Annotated in this window: 16 protein-coding genes; 9 read left to right on the top strand and 7 right to left on the bottom strand. The window is 66.8% G+C overall.

Annotated features, from left to right (window positions below; translation table 11 throughout):
* Positions 1-2 precede the first annotated feature (2 nt).
* Together dprA and plsY are read right to left on the bottom strand one after the other, a co-directional pair.
* Positions 3-1094 carry a DNA-processing protein DprA gene (gene dprA / locus AAC645_RS06510; RefSeq protein ID WP_340314893.1) on the bottom strand — a complete coding sequence of 364 codons (1092 nt, stop codon included), beginning with the start codon at positions 1092-1094 and terminating at the stop codon, positions 3-5.
* 46 nt (positions 1095-1140) lie between these two features.
* On the bottom strand, positions 1141-1716 hold the full coding sequence (plsY, locus tag AAC645_RS06515) for a glycerol-3-phosphate 1-O-acyltransferase PlsY (protein ID WP_340314715.1): 576 nt from the start codon (positions 1714-1716) through the stop codon (positions 1141-1143).
* A gap of 194 nt (positions 1717-1910) precedes the next feature.
* On the opposite strand from plsY, the gene murI reads away from it, so the two are divergent.
* Complete coding sequence (gene murI, locus AAC645_RS06520) at positions 1911-2705, top strand: glutamate racemase (RefSeq protein ID WP_340314717.1); 795 nt, start codon at positions 1911-1913, stop codon at positions 2703-2705.
* Positions 2706-2809: 104 nt separating this feature from the next.
* Positions 2810-4024, top strand: a complete 1215-nt coding sequence (gene hemA, locus AAC645_RS06525; RefSeq protein WP_340314718.1) for a 5-aminolevulinate synthase — start codon at positions 2810-2812, stop codon at positions 4022-4024.
* A gap of 260 nt (positions 4025-4284) precedes the next feature.
* Here the strand turns inward: hemA and AAC645_RS06530 are convergent, their stop codons facing one another.
* Together AAC645_RS06530 and AAC645_RS06535 are read right to left on the bottom strand one after the other, a co-directional pair.
* A complete protein-coding gene (locus tag AAC645_RS06530) occupies positions 4285-5790 on the bottom strand; it encodes a methyl-accepting chemotaxis protein (protein WP_340314719.1) in 1506 nt (501 codons plus the stop codon).
* A 41-nt stretch (positions 5791-5831) separates the two neighbouring features.
* On the bottom strand, positions 5832-6167 hold the full coding sequence (locus tag AAC645_RS06535; protein WP_340314720.1) for a hypothetical protein: 336 nt from the start codon (positions 6165-6167) through the stop codon (positions 5832-5834).
* A 456-nt stretch (positions 6168-6623) separates the two neighbouring features.
* Between AAC645_RS06535 and rimP the strand changes: the two genes are divergently transcribed.
* The 6 genes from rimP to rbfA all read left to right on the top strand — a co-directional run bounded on the left by rimP (position 6624) and on the right by rbfA (position 12928).
* Positions 6624-7184, top strand: coding sequence for a ribosome maturation protein RimP (gene rimP / locus AAC645_RS06540; RefSeq protein ID WP_340314721.1), 561 nt, complete (start codon positions 6624-6626; stop codon positions 7182-7184).
* A 7-nt stretch (positions 7185-7191) separates the two neighbouring features.
* Positions 7192-8790 (top strand): transcription termination factor NusA, encoded by a 1599-nt coding sequence (gene nusA / locus AAC645_RS06545; RefSeq protein ID WP_340314722.1) that lies wholly within the window; start codon positions 7192-7194, stop codon positions 8788-8790.
* Positions 8791-8795: 5 nt separating this feature from the next.
* The gene (locus tag AAC645_RS06550; protein ID WP_340314723.1) at positions 8796-9029 is read left to right on the top strand and encodes a tautomerase family protein; all 234 of its coding nucleotides are present in this window, start codon (positions 8796-8798) and stop codon (positions 9027-9029) included.
* Positions 9016-9759 carry a DUF448 domain-containing protein gene (locus AAC645_RS06555; RefSeq protein WP_340314724.1) on the top strand — a complete coding sequence of 248 codons (744 nt, stop codon included), beginning with the start codon at positions 9016-9018 and terminating at the stop codon, positions 9757-9759. The genes AAC645_RS06550 and AAC645_RS06555 overlap by 14 nt, the downstream gene beginning before the upstream one ends.
* A gap of 21 nt (positions 9760-9780) precedes the next feature.
* Positions 9781-12357, top strand: a complete 2577-nt coding sequence (gene infB / locus AAC645_RS06560; RefSeq protein ID WP_340314725.1) for a translation initiation factor IF-2 — start codon at positions 9781-9783, stop codon at positions 12355-12357.
* A 166-nt stretch (positions 12358-12523) separates the two neighbouring features.
* Positions 12524-12928: a 30S ribosome-binding factor RbfA gene (rbfA, locus tag AAC645_RS06565; RefSeq protein WP_340314726.1), complete on the top strand. Its 405-nt coding sequence runs from the start codon at positions 12524-12526 to the stop codon at positions 12926-12928.
* Here the strand turns inward: rbfA and AAC645_RS06570 are convergent.
* Positions 12925-13650, bottom strand: a complete 726-nt coding sequence (locus AAC645_RS06570; RefSeq protein WP_340314727.1) for an HPP family protein — start codon at positions 13648-13650, stop codon at positions 12925-12927. The two genes, rbfA and AAC645_RS06570, sit on opposite strands and share 4 nt — an antisense overlap.
* A gap of 106 nt (positions 13651-13756) precedes the next feature.
* Between AAC645_RS06570 and AAC645_RS06575 the strand changes: the two genes are divergently transcribed.
* A complete protein-coding gene (locus AAC645_RS06575; RefSeq protein ID WP_340314728.1) occupies positions 13757-14353 on the top strand; it encodes a thymidine kinase in 597 nt (198 codons plus the stop codon).
* 188 nt (positions 14354-14541) lie between these two features.
* On the opposite strand, the gene AAC645_RS06580 is transcribed toward AAC645_RS06575, so the two are convergent.
* Positions 14542-15486, bottom strand: a complete 945-nt coding sequence (locus tag AAC645_RS06580; RefSeq protein ID WP_340314730.1) for a sensor histidine kinase — start codon at positions 15484-15486, stop codon at positions 14542-14544.
* Between the two features lie 139 nt (positions 15487-15625).
* Entirely contained in the window at positions 15626-16123 is a 498-nt protein-coding gene (locus AAC645_RS06585; RefSeq protein WP_340314731.1) for a CcdC protein domain-containing protein, read from the bottom strand.
* Between the last annotated feature and the right edge of the window lie 75 nt (positions 16124-16198).

Below are 16198 nucleotides of genomic sequence, written 5' to 3' on the forward strand. Positions count from 1 at the left end.
CTTCAGGCGATCAGGCTGACGCGGCCGCCGGCATGGCGCTCGATACGGCCGGCCAGTTCGAGCTCGAGGAGCACCGTCTGGACCGTTCCGGCGGCGATGGACGTCTGCCGGATGAGTTCGTCGACCGGCAGCGGCACCGGGCCGAGCAGATCGACGATCGCGGTTCGCGCGCGATCATCGGCGTCGGCCTCCGCCGCCGAGGGGGCCGGCTCGAAGCCGAAGGGGCCGCGCGCGGAGACTCCGCCGATCGGCGCGAGCGCCTCGGCGATGTCGGCGGCGGACTGGATCAGCGTCGCGCCTTCGCGGATCAGCAGGTTGCAGCCCTGCGCGCGCGGATCGAGCGGCGAGCCCGGCACGGCCATCACCTCGCGGCCGAACTCGGTGGCGAGCCGGGCGGTGATCAGCGAGCCGGACTTGGGCGCGGCCTCGACCACCACCGTGCCCGCCGCCAGACCGGCGATGATCCGGTTGCGATAGGGGAAATGCCGCGCCCTCGGCTCGACGCCCGGCGGTTGTTCGGCGATGAGCAGACCACGCTCGGCAATGTCGCGCTGAAGCGCATCATTCTCGGGTGGATAGACCACGTCGATGCCGCCCGCGATCACCGCCGCCGTCCCCGTCGCGATCGAACCGACATGCGCGGCGGTGTCGATGCCGCGCGCCAGGCCCGACACGACCAGCCAGCCCTGCTCGCCAAGATCATGGGCCAGCATCCGGGCAAAACGGACGGCAGCGCCGCTGGCATTGCGGGCACCGACGATGGCCACCACGCGGCGGGCGAACAGCGCCGGATCGCCCTTGACGATCAGCATCGGCGGAGCGGCCTCGATCTGGTCGAGCAGCGCCGGATAGGCCGCGGTACCGCGAAACAGGCAGCGCGCGCCGAGCCGGTCGATGTGGTCGAGTTCGGCTTGCGAGGCCTGCACCGGCGGCACGGCCGGCACCTGCCCGCCGCCGCGCCGGGCGAGATCGGGCAGTGCCGCCAGCGCCCCCTCACCGCTGCCGAAGCGGCGGAGCAGGTGGAGATAGGCGACAGGCCCGATGCGGGGCGTGCGGATCAGCCGCAGTCGGGCAAGGCGCTCGGCCCCGCTCAGATTGGCTGTGGGCGGGTCGGCCGAGTTCAGGTCCGGGGCGTCCAGCTCAGCTCTCGCCGACCCTGGGTTCGGTTCCGGCGATCAGCCGGGCGATGTTCTCGCGGTGCTTCCACACGACGAGCAGCGCCATGGCGAGCATCACCAGCACCAGGGCGGACTGGCCGCCGGCCGCGGCGGCGACCGGCGCTGCCGTCGCGCCGGCAAGCCCGCCGACCGAGGAACGGCGGCTGATCGCCAGCATCGCGAGCCACACCAGCGCGAAGGCGACACCGGCAGGCCACCAAGCCGCGAGCGATACCCCGAGCATCGTCGCCACGCCCTTGCCGCCTCGAAAGTTGAGCCACACCGGGAAAAGATGCCCGACGAACGCCGCCGCGCCCGCCAGCAGCGCAAGCCCCGGCTCCAGCTGGGCCGCGATCAGCACCGCGGCCGCGCCCTTGCCGCCATCGAGCAGCAGCGTCGCCGCCGCCAGCCCCTTGCGCCCTGTCCTGAGCACATTGGTCGCGCCGATATTGCCGGAGCCGATCTGGCGCAGATCGCCGGCGCCGCCCAGCCGCGTGAGCACGATCCCGAACGGGATCGAGCCGAGCAGATAAGCGCCAACAAGGGTAGCGAATCCCATCAACGAAACCATGGATGAACGTTGCTCCCCTTCGCGGCTGACCATAAGCGATGCAATGTGCATGGCAACACACACAAGTGCACAGAAGGTTACGGGTACGGCATGATGCAGGTTAATTAGACGCACGCTTCGCCGCGCCGGTGGATGCGCAGGGCGCTTCCACGACGCATCATCCGGCACTATGGGGGACTGCGATGCCAGACGAACGCCCGATCCTGATGTTCGATTCCGGGGTGGGCGGCCTTTCCGTGCTGGCGCCGACGCGTGTGCTGCTCCCCCAAGCCTCCTACATCTATGTCGCCGACAATGGCGGCTTTCCCTATGGCATCCGCAGCGAGGCGGAGATCGCAGCCCGCGTGCCGGCGCTTCTTGGCCGGCTGGTGGAGCGGCACAAGCCCCGCCTGGTCGTGATCGCCTGCAACACCGCCTCGACGATCGCGCTGGCGGCCGTGCGCGCCGCGCTGGACCTTCCGGTGGTCGGCACGGTGCCGGCCATCAAGCCGGCGGCGGAACGCTCGGCGGCCCGGGCGATCGGCGTGCTGGGTACCGAGGCAACGGTGCGCCAGCCCTATGTCGACGATCTCTCCGCCCGCTTCGCATCCGACTGCATCGTGCTGCGCCATGGCTCGGCGCGACTCGTCGAACTGGCGGAGGCGAAGCTGCGCGGCGAGGCGACCGATCCGGCCGACTATGGCGCGGTGCTTCGCGGCCTGCTCGATCAGCCCGGCGGCGATCGGATCGATACGGTGGTGCTCGCCTGCACCCACTTCCCGCTGGTCGCCGACGAGCTGGCCGCCGCCGCACCGCGTCCGCTCGCCTTCGTCGATGGCGGGCCCGGAATCGCCCGGCGGGTGGCATTTCTGACCGATGGACAGGCATGGCCGGCGGTGCCGCGGGGCGAGGCGGTGTTCACCGCGCCGCTGCAGATCGGCGACGCGCTGCGCGCCGGGCTGGCAGCGCGCGGCCTCGCCGGCATCTCGATTCTCTAGCCTATATTGTTGCGAAAGGTTCGCTCTGGCATTTGCGCGAACGACACCTTAAAAGGCGGGCGATTCAGCCTCTTGGTAGAGCGGGGCGGCGGGGAGCAGAGCTCTTGGACTATAATCGCGTTTTTACCCAGGCCATCGACCGTCTCCATGCGGAAGGCCGGTACCGGGTGTTCATCGATATCCTGCGCAATAAGGGGATGTTCCCCAACGCGCGCTGCTTCGCCGGCCATAACGGCCCGAAGACCGTTACCGTCTGGTGCTCGAACGACTATCTCGCCATGGGCCAGCACCCCAAGGTGATCGAGGCCATGGAGGAAGCGCTCCACGATGTCGGCGCCGGCTCGGGCGGCACGCGCAATATCGGCGGCAACACCCACTATCATGTCGACCTCGAATATGAGCTTGCCGACCTGCACAGCAAGGAAGGCGCGCTGCTGTTCACCTCGGGCTATGTCTCGAACGAGGCTACGCTGTCGACGCTGACCAAGGTGCTGCCCGGCTGCATCATCTTCTCGGACGAACTCAACCACGCCTCCATGATCGCGGGCATCCGCAATTCGGGCTGCGTGAAGCGGGTTTTCCGCCACAATGATCTCGAACATCTCGAAGAGCTGCTGGCGGCCGAAGACTCCGAAGTTCCCAAGCTGATCGCCTTCGAGAGCGTCTATTCGATGGATGGCGACGTCGCCCCGATCCACGCGATCTGCGACCTTGCCGACAAGTATAACGCGCTCACCTATCTCGACGAAGTCCATGCGGTCGGCATGTACGGCCCGCGCGGCGGCGGAATTTCGGATCGCGACGATGCCGCCAAGCGGCTGACCGTGATCGAGGGCACGCTGGGCAAGGCGTTCGGCGTGATGGGCGGCTATATCGCGGCCGACAAGATGATCATCGACGTGATCCGCTCCTATGCGCCCGGCTTCATCTTCACGACATCGCTGGCGCCGGTGCTGGTCGCCGGAGCGCTGGCCAGTGTGCGCCACCTCAAGCAGTCTTCGGTGGAACGCGATGGACAGCAGGCTGCGGCCGCCACGCTCAAGAAGATGTTCGCCGACGCCGGCCTGCCGGTGATGGACACCGCGACCCATATCGTCCCGCTCATGGTCGGCGATCCGATCAAGGCCAAGAAGGTATCGGACATCCTGCTCGCCGAGTATGGCGTCTATGTGCAGCCGATCAATTACCCGACCGTCCCCCGCGGCACCGAGCGCCTGCGCTTCACGCCCGGTCCCGCACACAGCGAAGCTATGATGCGCGAACTGACCCAGGCCCTGGTCGAGATCTGGGATCGCATGGAGATGCGCTTAGCCGCGTGAACGCGGCTGCGCTTCTTTGTTGACCATCGATTCTCGATGGCTCCCTCAGACGGCGGGCGGCCGGCCTCCCCCGGCCTTGGCTTCCTCGCTTTCGCTCGGACGCGCTGCACGCGCTTCCCTCTTCGAAACACTTATACGCAGCTGTGAGTTCGGCGTCGGAGCCGGCCCGGCTCCGCAAGGCCGAACGGCCGCCCGAGCTTATTGCGAGGAAGCCAAGCAGCACGGATGTGCTGCGCCCGGCGTGTGAGGGCTAAAACAAACTACGCCGCCTTCAACCGCTGGACGAAGGTCCGCGTCGCCGCCTCCAGGCCCTGAGCATGGCTGACGAGGTCGCCGGCCGCGCCGCGCACCTGGCTCGATAGCCGACCGGCTTCGTTGGCCACTGCCGCGACGGCACCGATGCGTTCTGCCATCTCGTCGGCACCCTGCGCGGTATGCTGCGCATTGTCCTCGAGCAGTTGCGCCGTCCGCCGCTGTTCGGCGAGCATCTTGCGTATCCCCGCGGCGGCATCGGCAAGCTGGTCGACGACGCAGGAGACGTCGTTGAGCGATCCCTCGGCGATGCGGGCGCCGGCATGAACGCCGTCGATTAGCGCGGTGATCTCGGCGGTCGCGAGCGCTGCCTGCGACGCAAGGCTCTTCACCTCGGCGGCGACCACCGCAAAGCCTTGGCCGGCGGCGCCGGCGCGCGCGGCTTCGATCGTAGCGTTGATCGCAAGGAGGTTGGTATGCGAGGCGATCGACCTGATCCGACCCGTGAACTCGCCGATGTCGGTCGCGCGGCCCGCCAATGCGCGAACAGCTTCGTCTCCCGTGGCTGAATTATTTCGGGCACGGGCGCTCAGATCGGCCTGCTGGTCGACGCTCGCAGCGATTCCCGTGATCGAGTGCGACAGCTCGACAACGCTGCTGGCGACCGCGCGGGCCGCCTGGCTGGCGCCATCGGCGCGCTTGGCGACCTCCGCGCTCTGCCGGCCACTGTCATTGGCGAGGTCACTCAAGGCGGTCGACGCCGATTCGAGCTGGGTCGCTGCGGCTCCCACCGATGTAACGACCGCACGGACCGAGCCTTCGAACTGTTCGGCGAGGTTGAGCATTTCGGCGGCTCGCGTCGCAGCGGCGGCACGCTCGCCGTCTTCACGACGGCTGCGCTCTGCCGCGGTACGTCGGTCGGCGTCGGCGGCCTTCGCCAGCGCACGTTCGGCACTTGCCTGGGCGCTGCGGGCTTCGACCATGGCATTCTCCGCTTCGGCTGCAAGCCGTTCGCTCGCCGCCCGCGCCGTGGCCTGTGCGGCCAACAGGGCCTGGAGCCGCAGGGTCATCAAGGTGAGCGCGCTAAATTCGGTGGCCAGCGCGACGGCATGAACCAGCACGCGCGCCAGATTTCCCGTTCCTGTGAACACCCATTCCGGCGCGATATAGTCGAGCAGCAGGTGATGCAGTGCCACGAGGACAGTGGTCAGCAGCATCGGCCGCCAGTCGCACAGCAGCATCAGCGCCGCCAGCGTGGCGAAAAAGTACATGTGCATGTCCATCTGCCAGACATGCCCCTTCAATGCGTAGGTCAACATGGCGGGGAGTGCCGCCGCCAGCACGCCCATCATGAGCCGCGCCTGCAGGTCGTGGCGGCGCGCCAGCGCCATCCGGACGGGCAGGATATTCAGAAGGGCCGCCAGGACGACGAGCGGCCAGCCTCCGCTTATTGCCCCCAAAGCGACGCCTGCGGCGAGCGGCACGACGAACAAGCAACTGACGACAGTCATCATCCTCATGCTGCGCATTCGGATCTGATCGAGTTCGGCCACCCTCATGCTGCCAGCGCTCCGCCCGTCGAGGAACCACAGGATGTGTCCGAGGCGGCGATCGGCAGGATTCCCCGGCGCAGCAACGCACCCCCAAGCATTTTCCTATCTCCCCGCACGACGAGCGATCCTTCGAACGGCCCGCGGCCGATCAAAAGCGCACCCCGCTCCACCGCGAGAGCGATGACATGCGCCCGCGCATCGCGATTGAGCGGAACGAGCAAGATCGCCCCATGCGCCGGCGGCGTGAGCACGACAAAGGCAAAGCCGAACAGCAGCAGAGTCAGCTGAACGAGCAGCGGCATGCCGGCATGCAACAAGGGAGGCAATTTGCGGATCATGCCTTCGCTGTGCGAGCAAGATGGTTAGGAAATCGCTAAGCGCGGCGCCTGGCGCAGCATAGCCGGACAGAATCCGACCAAAGTCTGAAGGGCGACCGATGCGCGCAGGGCAATCGGGTGAGCGTCGAAGACCTGGCTTGGCCTTGGGGTTTGTCGGTCAAAAGCGCGTCACCCCGACGAAAGTCGGGACCCATAACCGCAACGAAGACGGATAGAACCACGCGGTTCGGTCCCTTTTCTTCCAATGCAGCGTGTATGGGTCCCGACTTCCGTCGGGATGACGGGCCAGGATAGGTCTTCGACATTCATCCGATTCCTGTCGATGCGCTGATCGCATATTGCCCCGGGGCGCAGCTTCGCCTATAGCGCGGCTACTTCTCGACATTGGAAACTTTGCCGGGCTCGGGGGCGGAAGCCTCCGGGGCAACAACTGCTATGTATCGTACTGGAGAATGAATGGCGGACATCGCCGCCCTGACCAGGTTGATCGAGCCGGAGTGCAATGCGCTCGGGCTCGGGCTCGTGCGTGTCGCGTTCTTCGGCGGCAAGAGCGATCCGACCCTGCAGGTCATGGCCGAGCGGCCCGACACGCGCCAGCTCGACATCGCCGATTGCGAGGCATTGTCGCGGCGTATCTCCGAAAAATTCGACGAGTTCGACCCAATCGAGGAAGCCTATCGGCTCGAAGTCAGCTCACCCGGTATCGACCGGCCGCTGACCCGCGTCAGCGACTGGATCGACTGGGCCGGGTTCGACGTGCGCGTGAAGCTTGCGGAGCCACTGGATGGTCGCAAGCAGTTCGATGGGCGCATCATTGCCAGCGATGGCGACTCGGTGACGCTCGGTGTAAACAAGCTCGGTGAGGTAACGGTCCCGCTGGCGCAGATCGCCAGTGCGAAGCTGATCCTGACCGATGCTCTCATCAAGGCCACCGCGCCGCTCTCGATCGAGGGTGTCGACGAGGTGATCGAAGATGCGCCGCCAAACGGCGCCGACAAGACTCAACTGGAAGGATAAGTCCGTCATGGCCACCGCCATCACTGCCAATCGCGCCGAACTGCTCGCCATCGCCGATGCCGTCGCCCGCGAAAAGCTGATCGATCGCGAGATCGTCATCGAAGCGATGGAGGACGCGATCCAGCGCGCGGCCCGCGCCCGCTATGGCGCAGAGAACGACATCCGCGCCAAGATCGACGGCAAGACCGGCGACATGCGGCTGTGGCGCGTCGTCGAAGTGGTCGAGGAGGTCGACGACTATTTCAAGCAGGTCTCGGTGGCCGAGGCGCAGAAGCTTCAGAAGGGCGCCGTCGTCGGCGACTATATCGTCGATCCGCTGCCTCCGATCGAGTTCGGCCGCATCGCAGCGCAGGCGGCCAAGCAGGTGATCTTCCAGAAGGTCCGCGATGCCGAGCGCGAGCGCCAATATGACGAGTTCAAGGACCGCGCTGGCGAGATCATCACCGGCGTCGTCAAGCGCGTCGAGTTCGGCCATGTCGTCGTGGACCTGGGCCGCGCCGAGGGCGTCATCCGCCGCGACCAGCAGATCCCGCGCGAAGTCGTCCGCGTCGGCGATCGCGTGCGCAGCCTGATCCTCAACGTGCGCCGCGAGAACCGCGGGCCGCAGATCTTCCTCAGCCGCGCGCATCCCGACTTCATGAAGAAGCTGTTCGCGCAAGAAGTGCCGGAAATCTACGACGGCATCATCGAGATCAAGGCCGCCGCCCGCGATCCGGGCAGCCGCGCCAAGATCGGCGTGATCAGCCATGACAGCTCGATCGATCCGGTCGGCGCCTGCGTCGGCATGAAGGGCAGCCGCGTCCAGGCGGTCGTCCAGGAAATGCAGGGCGAGAAGATCGACATCATCCCCTGGTCGCCCGACACCGCGACCTTCGTCGTCAACGCGCTGCAGCCCGCCCAGGTCGCCCGCGTCGTCATCGACGAGGAAGAAGAGCGCATCGAGGTCGTGGTCCCCGACGACCAGCTCAGCCTGGCGATCGGCCGTCGCGGCCAGAATGTCCGCCTCGCGAGCCAGCTGACCGGCAAGGCGATCGACATCCTGACCGAAGCCGATGCCAGCGAGAAGCGCCAGAAGGAGTTCCTCCAGAACAGCGAGATGTTCCAGAACGAGCTCGACGTCGACGAGACGCTCGCCCAGCTGCTGGTGGCCGAAGGCTTCGGCGCGCTCGAAGAGGTCGCCTATGTCGATCTCGATGAACTGGCCTCGATCGAGGGCTTCGACGAAGAGCTCGGCGCCGAGCTGCAGAACCGCGCGCAGGAAGCGCTCGAGCGTCGCGAAAGCGCCGCCCGCGAGGAGCGCCGCGCGCTGGGCGTCGAGGACGCGCTGGCCGAACTGCCCTACCTGACCGAGGCGATGCTGGTCACGCTCGGCAAGGCCGGCATCAAGACGCTCGACGATCTCGCCGACCTTGCCACCGACGAGCTGATCCAGAAGAAGCGCGCCGAGCAGCGCCGCCGGCCGAGCAGCGACAAGCCCGATCGCCCCGAGCGTGCGGAGCGCGAGGAGAACAAGGCGGGCGTGCTCGGCGAATATGGCCTGAGCGAGGACCAGGGCAATGAGATCATCATGGCCGCCCGCGCTCACTGGTTCGCCGACGAGGCCTGACACCCATGCCGTTCGTCGACATCCGCATCGCCGGCTCCGCCACGCGCGAACAGAAGGCCGCCATCGTCGCTGACGTGACGCGGTCGCTGGGCGCGCATCTCGGCAAGCCGGCGAGCGCGGTGCAGGTGAACATCATCGAAATCTCGACCGAGAATTATGGCGCGGGCGGGCTGCTGATCGCCGACCGCCCCGCCGCCACTGCCGTGCAGGAGGTCGCTCCCGCGAATGGCACACGATGATCATCGGGACGTTCCGCTAGCATCGGACCAGGGCTCGGAGGATCGGCCTCCGCGGCCGCAAAAGCATGTTCCAGAGCGCAAGTGCATCCTGACAGGAGAGCATGATGCGCGCGGCAATCTGATCCGCCTCGCACTCGGGCCAGACGGCACCGTCATGCCCGATCTTCGCGCCAGGGCCGGCGGACGTGGCGCCTGGATCGGCGTCGACCGCGCAGCACTCGAAGCCGCGATGGCCAAGGGCAAGTTCAAGGGGGCGCTCGCTCGGGCGTTCAAGGACGGCTCGTTCACCATCCCCGTCGACCTTCCCGAACGTATCGAGGACGGCTTGCGCCGGGCTGCGCTCGATCGGCTCGGCCTGGAGGCACGCGCGGGCGCCCTGCTCACCGGGTCCGACCGGATCGGCGACGCCGCCCGGCGTGGCCAGCTGCATCTCCTGCTGCACGCCGCCGATGCCTCGGAGGACGGCAACCGCAAGCTGGACCAGGCCCTGCGGATGGGCCGGGACGCCGAAGGATCGGACCTCCGCGGGGTAGTAATCCCGGCCGAACGCACCATATTGTCGATGGCGTTGGGCCGGGACAATGTGGTACATATCGGGCTGACCGTGCCGGCATCTGCCGTGCGCGTCGCTGACGCTTTGGGCCGCTGGTGCGGCTTCATAGGACGTTCTGAGAGCGCTTCAGCCTTGCGGAGTCGATCCGCAGGGTCCATCGGCGCTACAAATTCGTGAAGTGAAGGGTTCGGTTACCAGATGAGTGATAACGACAAGCCGAAGCTGGGAATGCGCGCGCCGCTGGGCCTCAAGCGTACGGTCGAGACGGGCCAGGTGAAGCAGAGCTTCAGCCATGGCCGTTCGAACACCGTGGTCGTCGAGGTCAAGCGCCGCCGTGTGCTCGGCGGACGCCCGGGCGAAGCCGAGCCCCAGGTGATCGACGAACCGACGCCTGCACCCGCCCCCGCCGCACAGGCGGCGCCTGCCCAGCCCGCGCCAGCGCCGGCGGCAGTCGCACCCCGCCCCGCCCCCCAGCCCGCACAGATGCGCCCGATGACGCCGCTGGAGCGTCGCGAACAGCAGGAGCGTCTGCTGCGCGAGGCCGATGAGGCGCGCATGACCGCGCTTGAGGAAGCGCGTCGCCGCGAGGAGCGGCTGAAGACGGAAGCGAGCGAGGATGAGAAGCGCCGCGCCGAGGAAAAGCGCCGCGCCGAAGAAGAGGCCGAACGCGCTCCTGCCCAGCCGGCGACGCCGCCCAGCGCCGCTCCCGAGCCCGCGCCTGCCGCTGTCGCCGAGGCACCCGCCGTGGCCGAAGCCGCGCCTGCACCGGAAGCCGAGAAGCGCAGCGACGGCGTACCACCGCCGCGCCGGTTCACGCCCGTTCCCAGCCCCAAGCGCCCCGAACCCAGCCGCCCGCTACAGCGTGACCGCAAGGGCGACGATCGCCGCCAGTCCGGCAAGCTGACCGTCACCAAGGCGCTAGACGACGACAGCGGCGCGCGCGCGCGCTCGCTCGCCGCGCTGAAGCGCGCCCGCGAAAAGGATCGCCGCGCCCATCAGTCGGGCTCGGTCCAGCAGAAGCAGGTTCGCGACGTCGCGGTTCCCGAGACGATCACCGTTGGAGAGCTGGCCAACCGTATGGCCGAGCGCGGCGCCGACCTGGTCAAGTCGCTGTTCAAGATGGGCATGCCCGTCACCGTCAACCAGACGATCGACCAGGACACCGCGGAACTGCTCGTCACCGAGTTCGGCCACAACATCAAGCGCGTGTCCGACAGCGACGTCGACCTGGTCACGGCGCATGACGTCGATGCCGAGGAGTCGCTGCTGCCGCGTCCGCCGGTGGTGACGATCATGGGCCATGTCGATCACGGCAAGACCAGCCTGCTCGATGCCCTGCGCGGCACCGACGTCGCATCGGGCGAGGCCGGCGGCATCACCCAGCACATCGGCGCCTACCAGGTGCAGGTGCAGAGCGGGGCGAAGATCACCTTCCTCGATACGCCCGGCCACGAAGCGTTCAGCGACATGCGGGCGCGCGGCGCCAACATCACCGACATCGTGGTGATCGTCGTCGCCGGCGACGATGGCCTGCGTCCGCAGACGATCGAGGCGATCAGCCACACCCGCGCCGCGGGCGTGCCGATGATCATCGCGATCAACAAGATGGATAAGCCCGGCTCGAACCCGCAGAAGGTTCGCGAGGCGCTGCTCCAGCATGACGTTCAGGTGGAATCGATGGGCGGCGACGTCCAGGAGGTCGAGGTTTCGGCGCTCAAGAAGACCGGCCTCGACGAATTGATCGAGAAGATCGAACTGCAGGCCGAACTGCTCGAACTCAAGGCCAACCCGGATCGCGATGCCGAAGGCACCGTGGTCGAAGCCACGCTCGACAAGGGCCGTGGCCCGGTGGCGACCGTGCTCGTCAGCCGCGGCACGCTCAAGGTCGGCGACATCTTCGTCGTCGGCGCCGAGAGCGGCAAGGTCCGTGCCCTGATCGACGACAAGGGCCGCAACGTCAAACAGGCGGGCCCATCCCAGCCGGTCGAGATCCTCGGCCTGTCGGGCGTGCCGAGCGCCGGCGACCAGCTGTCGGTCGTTGAGAACGAGGCGCGCGCCCGCGAGGTCGCCGCTTATCGTGCGGGCGTCATTCAGGCGAAGCGGACCACTTCGGCTCCGGCAAGCCTCGAATCGATGTTCTCGGCATTGCGCGACAAGCAGGCGCAGCAATATCCGGTCGTCGTCAAGGCCGATGCCCAGGGCTCGGTCGAGGCGATCGTCGGTTCGCTCAACAAGATCTCGACCGATCTCATCCAGGTGCGCATCCTGCACGCCGGCGTCGGCGGCATCACCGAGAGCGACGTCAGCCTGGCCGCGGCCTCGAAGGCACCAATCATCGGCTTCAACGTCCGCGCCAATTCCAAGGCGCGGGAAATCGCCACGCGCGATGGGGTCGCCCTCAAATATTATGATGTGATCTACGATCTGCTCGATGAGATCCGCGCCGCAATGGCGGGCCAGCTTGGCCCCGAATATCTCGAGCATGTCGTCGGCCGCGCCGAAATCCGCGAGGTGTTCTCGGCGGGCAAGCACGGCAAGGCCGCCGGTCTGCTCGTGGTCGACGGCTATATCCGCCAGAAGCTGCGCGCCCGCATCCTGCGCGACGACGTCATCATCTACAACGGCCAGATCGCATCGCTGCGCCGGTTCAAGGATGACGTTCCCGAGGTCCGCGCCGGCCTCGAATGCGGTATCACGCTGGAATCCACGACCGACATCAAGCCCGGCGACATCGTCGAAACGTTTGAGGTCGAGGAGCGCGAGCGCACTTTGTAAGGCTTTCCCTCTCCCATGTGGGGAGAAGGATACGAGACTTGGCGCGGGACGCGCCTAGTCGCAGTTGGGTGAGGGCACGACGTTGCCGCAAGGCGTGCCCTCACCCTCCCATTGCTTCGCAATGGGCCCCTCCCTCTCCCCTAAGGGAGAGGGTCTTGGAGGCAGAATGCGCCGTAACGAAACCGCCGAAGGTAAGTCCGTCCGCCTGCTCCGCGTCGGCGAGCAGGTGCGCCATGCCCTGTCGGACATATTGATGCGCGGCGACGTGCATGACGAAACATTGGCGAGCCACATGGTGTCGGTGACCGAGGTGCGCATGTCGCCCGACCTGAAGCACGCCACGGTGTTCGTGAAACCGCTGCTCGGCGCGGACGAGGACGCCGTGATCAAGGCGCTGCGCACCAACACCGCCTATCTGCAGAGCGAGGTCGCCCGGCGGGTGAACACGAAATATGCCGCCAAGCTCAAATTCCTCGCCGACGAGAGCTTCGACGAGGGCAGCCACATCGACACTCTGTTGCGTAAACCCGCCATCGCCCGTGACCTGAGCAAAGGCGACGGCGAGGCCTAGCCGCGCCGCGCGCGCCGCGCGAGAGCGTTATGCTCGGCGGCCCGCAGCAATTCCTCGAGATCCTCCATCGCCACATCGAGGATGTCCGGATAGTCGGCAACCGCCTTGGCCAGATCCTCGCGCGAGAAATCAGCCGCGTCCGGCTCCGCGATCGGCTTGGCGATGTGGGGATAGCTATGGCCGGAGAAGCGATGAAAGCCCCAGGCCATCGCCAGCAGCAGGACGGTGTCGACGGCGACGGGCGCTATGACGAAATCATAGCCGCTGGCCTGGATGGCGGGGCCACCGAGCACGGCGGTGAGGGCAACCGCGCCGCCCGGCGGATGGAGGCAGCGCAGCAGCGCCATCGCCACGATCGCACAACCCACGGCGAGGCCCGCCGAGACCATCGGATCGGCCGCGAGCTGTGCCACGCTGACACCGACGATGGCGGAAACGACATTGCCGGCGATCACGGGCCAGGGCTGCGCCATCGGGCTCGCCGGCACCGCGAACAGCAACACCGCCGCCGCGCCGATCGGCGCGATCAGCAACGGCATATGGGCGCCGACACCGGTGAGGCTGCGGACCAGCAGACCGGTGGCAATGATGCCGACCAGCGCCCCGATACCGGAGATGATCCGATCGCGCGTCGCCTTGTCGGCCGGCACCGCAATCACCATTGCGTGGTAGCGCGACCAGCGGAAGCGGACGCGCGGCGTACCCTCGGGAAGCATATTCATCGCCACAGCTACTGGGGGAAGACGATCGCCGCCGCCAGAAAGATGTGATTGTGCGCTGGCAATATTGTAGCGTCCGACTCAGCCTATGTGGGGGGACGGGCCAGCGATGGCGAAGCTCTATTTCTATTATGCCGCGATGAACGCGGGCAAGTCGACGACGCTGCTCCAGGCCGATTTCAACTATCGCGAACGCGGCATGCGGACGCTGCTGTTCACGGCGGCGTTCGACGACCGATTCGAGCCCGGCAAGATCACATCGCGCATCGGGCTGGCGTCGCATGCCACGGCGATCGACTCCGATACGGATCTGTTCGAGGAAGTCGCGATCGAACTGGCCGAGGCGGCGGTGCATTGCGTGCTGGTCGACGAGGCCCAATGGCTGACCCGCGCGCAGGTGTTCCAGCTCGCGGCGGTGTGCGACGAACTCGAGATACCCGTGCTCGCTTATGGCCTGCGCTCCGACTTCCAGGCCCAGCTGTTCCCCGGCAGCGCGGCGCTGCTGGCGATTGCCGATAACCTGATCGAGTTGAAGGCGATCTGCGCCTGTGGCCGCAAGGCGACGATGAACCTGCGCGTCGACGATGAAGGCTTCGCCGTCAAGGAGGGCGCACAGATCGAAGTCGGCGGCAACGAGCGCTATGTCGCACTGTGCCGGCGCCATTACACCGAACAGATGGGCTGGCGGCGCGGGGCGCATATCTGAAGGTGCAGGGTTGCGCGACCGTACTGGAGAACAGGGCCTTGGCGCACCTTCGATTAGATTGAGCCGCTCATCCAGAGTAAGGGCTGAGCGCAGTCGAACCGCATCGAAGGATGTCCTTCGAGACGCCCCTTCGCCAGCTCAGTGGCTCCTCAGGATGAGCGGGTGAGTCAATCTAAACACCGCCTGCTCTAAGGAATCCGCAGCACCGCGGCGGTGCCATCCCCGCCGGTCAGCCGGAAACTGCCCCCCATCTGCCTGGCCAGCATCTGCGCGAGCTTCAGCCCGAGGCTGTCCGACTTCGCCAGGTCGAAATCCGCCGGCAAGCCTGCGCCGTCGTCGCTCACGCTGATCTCGACCGCGCCGTCGACGCGGGTCACCCGGATCAGGATATGGCCGCCCTCACCCGCCGGGAAACCATGCTCGATCGCGTTGGTGACGGCCTCGGCGATGATCAGCGCCATCGGCACCGCCGCGTCGGCCGCCAGTGCGACGTCGTCGACGGCCTCCACCCGATAGTCGATGCCGAACCTGCCGCTGGCGTCGATCAGGTCCGCGCCAAGCTGCTCGAGAAAGGCGGCAAGGCGGAGCTCCTGCCCGTGCGGGCTATAGAGCTGGCGATGAATCCGGCCGATCAGCGCGAGCCGCCGCGACGCCTCGTCGAGGGCCAGCCGCGCGGCCGCGTCGGACACGCCCCGCATCTGCAGAGACAATAATCCGCTGATGACCTGCAGGTTGTTCGATACCCGGTGCTGGAGCTCGCGAAACAGCAGCTCGCCACGCTCGGCAAGCCGGCGGTTGCGCTCGCGCTCCTCCGCTAGCCGTTCATTGATGCACTGCAACCAATGGATCATGACGATGTTGATCGCCGCCACGCCAGTGTAGAAGACCAGCGCGAAAGCCACCGCGCCCGACCATTTCACCGAGAAGGAGGGCGGAATGAAGCAATACCAGCCGGCGACGCCGCTGATGATCCCGGCCAAGGCCCCCGCACGGACGCCGAACAGGAATGTCGACAGGATAACCGCCGGGAAGAAGCTGACAAAGGGATAGCCGCTGGGCATGAGCGGGGTTGCCAGCCAGCGCACCAGGAACGACAGCAGGCACATCGCGAGCGCGCACGCATAGATCGACAAAGGCCGATCTCGGCCAAGCGGTAGCCGTTCCAACATCTTTACGCCTGAACTCGCCATCATTGCCCCCGAATGGCCCGACCAGACATCTCGCTGCGTTGCACAAGGTCGTATACGCCTAACGGATTAACATGGCGATTGCTTAACCGGACCGTAACAATCCTCGCGCGCGCAGATATATCTCGACACGATAGGCGCTCAGCACACCGGCGGCGAAGGCGATGAAGATGCTGCTCACCAGCATCGCCCCGAGATGCCAACGCGCGTCGCTGGCCTCCACCAGGGCGCGCAGGCCCCAACGCAGCAGCATCAGCAGGCCGAGGAACAGCAACGCGCCTCGCGAGCTGCGCTGGTTCAGCAGGCCCGTCTCGGGGTCGACGGCGATCTCCACCAGCCGCCCGCGCTGCCAGCCGATCGCGCTCCCCAGCACAAGCGCGATGGTCACCCACAGCCAGCCCCAGCCCGAGGGCGGGAACTGCACGATCACCGCACCGGCGAGCAGGATGAAGATGGTCGGGATGATCCACAGCGTCGACAGCCGCAGCCGCTGGGCCCTGCCGATACGCCGGAAGCGGACGAACAGCGCCACCGCGACGATCGGTGCGGCGATGGCATAGGGGGCGAGCTCGGAGGATATCATAGCGGCAATGTAGCCGATGCAAACGCCTGGCCTGCAACGAAAAAAGGGGAAGCATTGCTGCTCCCCCTTCTTCCA

Source organism: Rhizorhabdus argentea (assembly GCF_037861105.1).
Taxonomy (GTDB): domain Bacteria; phylum Pseudomonadota; class Alphaproteobacteria; order Sphingomonadales; family Sphingomonadaceae; genus Rhizorhabdus; species Rhizorhabdus argentea.

Excerpts from the sequence above, each read along its gene's own strand:
- plsY (WP_340314715.1), bottom strand. The coding sequence starts at position 1,716 with ATGGGATTCGCTACCCTTGTTGGCGCTTATCTGCTCGGCTCGATCCCG.
- murI (WP_340314717.1), top strand. The coding sequence starts at position 1,911 with ATGCCAGACGAACGCCCGATCCTGATGTTCGATTCCGGGGTGGGCGGC.
- AAC645_RS06530 (WP_340314719.1), bottom strand. The coding sequence starts at position 5,790 with ATGATGACTGTCGTCAGTTGCTTGTTCGTCGTGCCGCTCGCCGCAGGC.
- AAC645_RS06535 (WP_340314720.1), bottom strand. The coding sequence starts at position 6,167 with ATGATCCGCAAATTGCCTCCCTTGTTGCATGCCGGCATGCCGCTGCTC.
- rimP (WP_340314721.1), top strand. The coding sequence starts at position 6,624 with ATGGCGGACATCGCCGCCCTGACCAGGTTGATCGAGCCGGAGTGCAAT.
- nusA (WP_340314722.1), top strand. The coding sequence starts at position 7,192 with ATGGCCACCGCCATCACTGCCAATCGCGCCGAACTGCTCGCCATCGCC.
- AAC645_RS06550 (WP_340314723.1), top strand. The coding sequence starts at position 8,796 with ATGCCGTTCGTCGACATCCGCATCGCCGGCTCCGCCACGCGCGAACAG.
- AAC645_RS06555 (WP_340314724.1), top strand. The coding sequence starts at position 9,016 with ATGGCACACGATGATCATCGGGACGTTCCGCTAGCATCGGACCAGGGC.
- infB (WP_340314725.1), top strand. The coding sequence starts at position 9,781 with ATGAGTGATAACGACAAGCCGAAGCTGGGAATGCGCGCGCCGCTGGGC.
- rbfA (WP_340314726.1), top strand. The coding sequence starts at position 12,524 with ATGCGCCGTAACGAAACCGCCGAAGGTAAGTCCGTCCGCCTGCTCCGC.
- AAC645_RS06570 (WP_340314727.1), bottom strand. The coding sequence starts at position 13,650 with ATGAATATGCTTCCCGAGGGTACGCCGCGCGTCCGCTTCCGCTGGTCG.
- AAC645_RS06575 (WP_340314728.1), top strand. The coding sequence starts at position 13,757 with ATGGCGAAGCTCTATTTCTATTATGCCGCGATGAACGCGGGCAAGTCG.
- AAC645_RS06585 (WP_340314731.1), bottom strand. The coding sequence starts at position 16,123 with ATGATATCCTCCGAGCTCGCCCCCTATGCCATCGCCGCACCGATCGTC.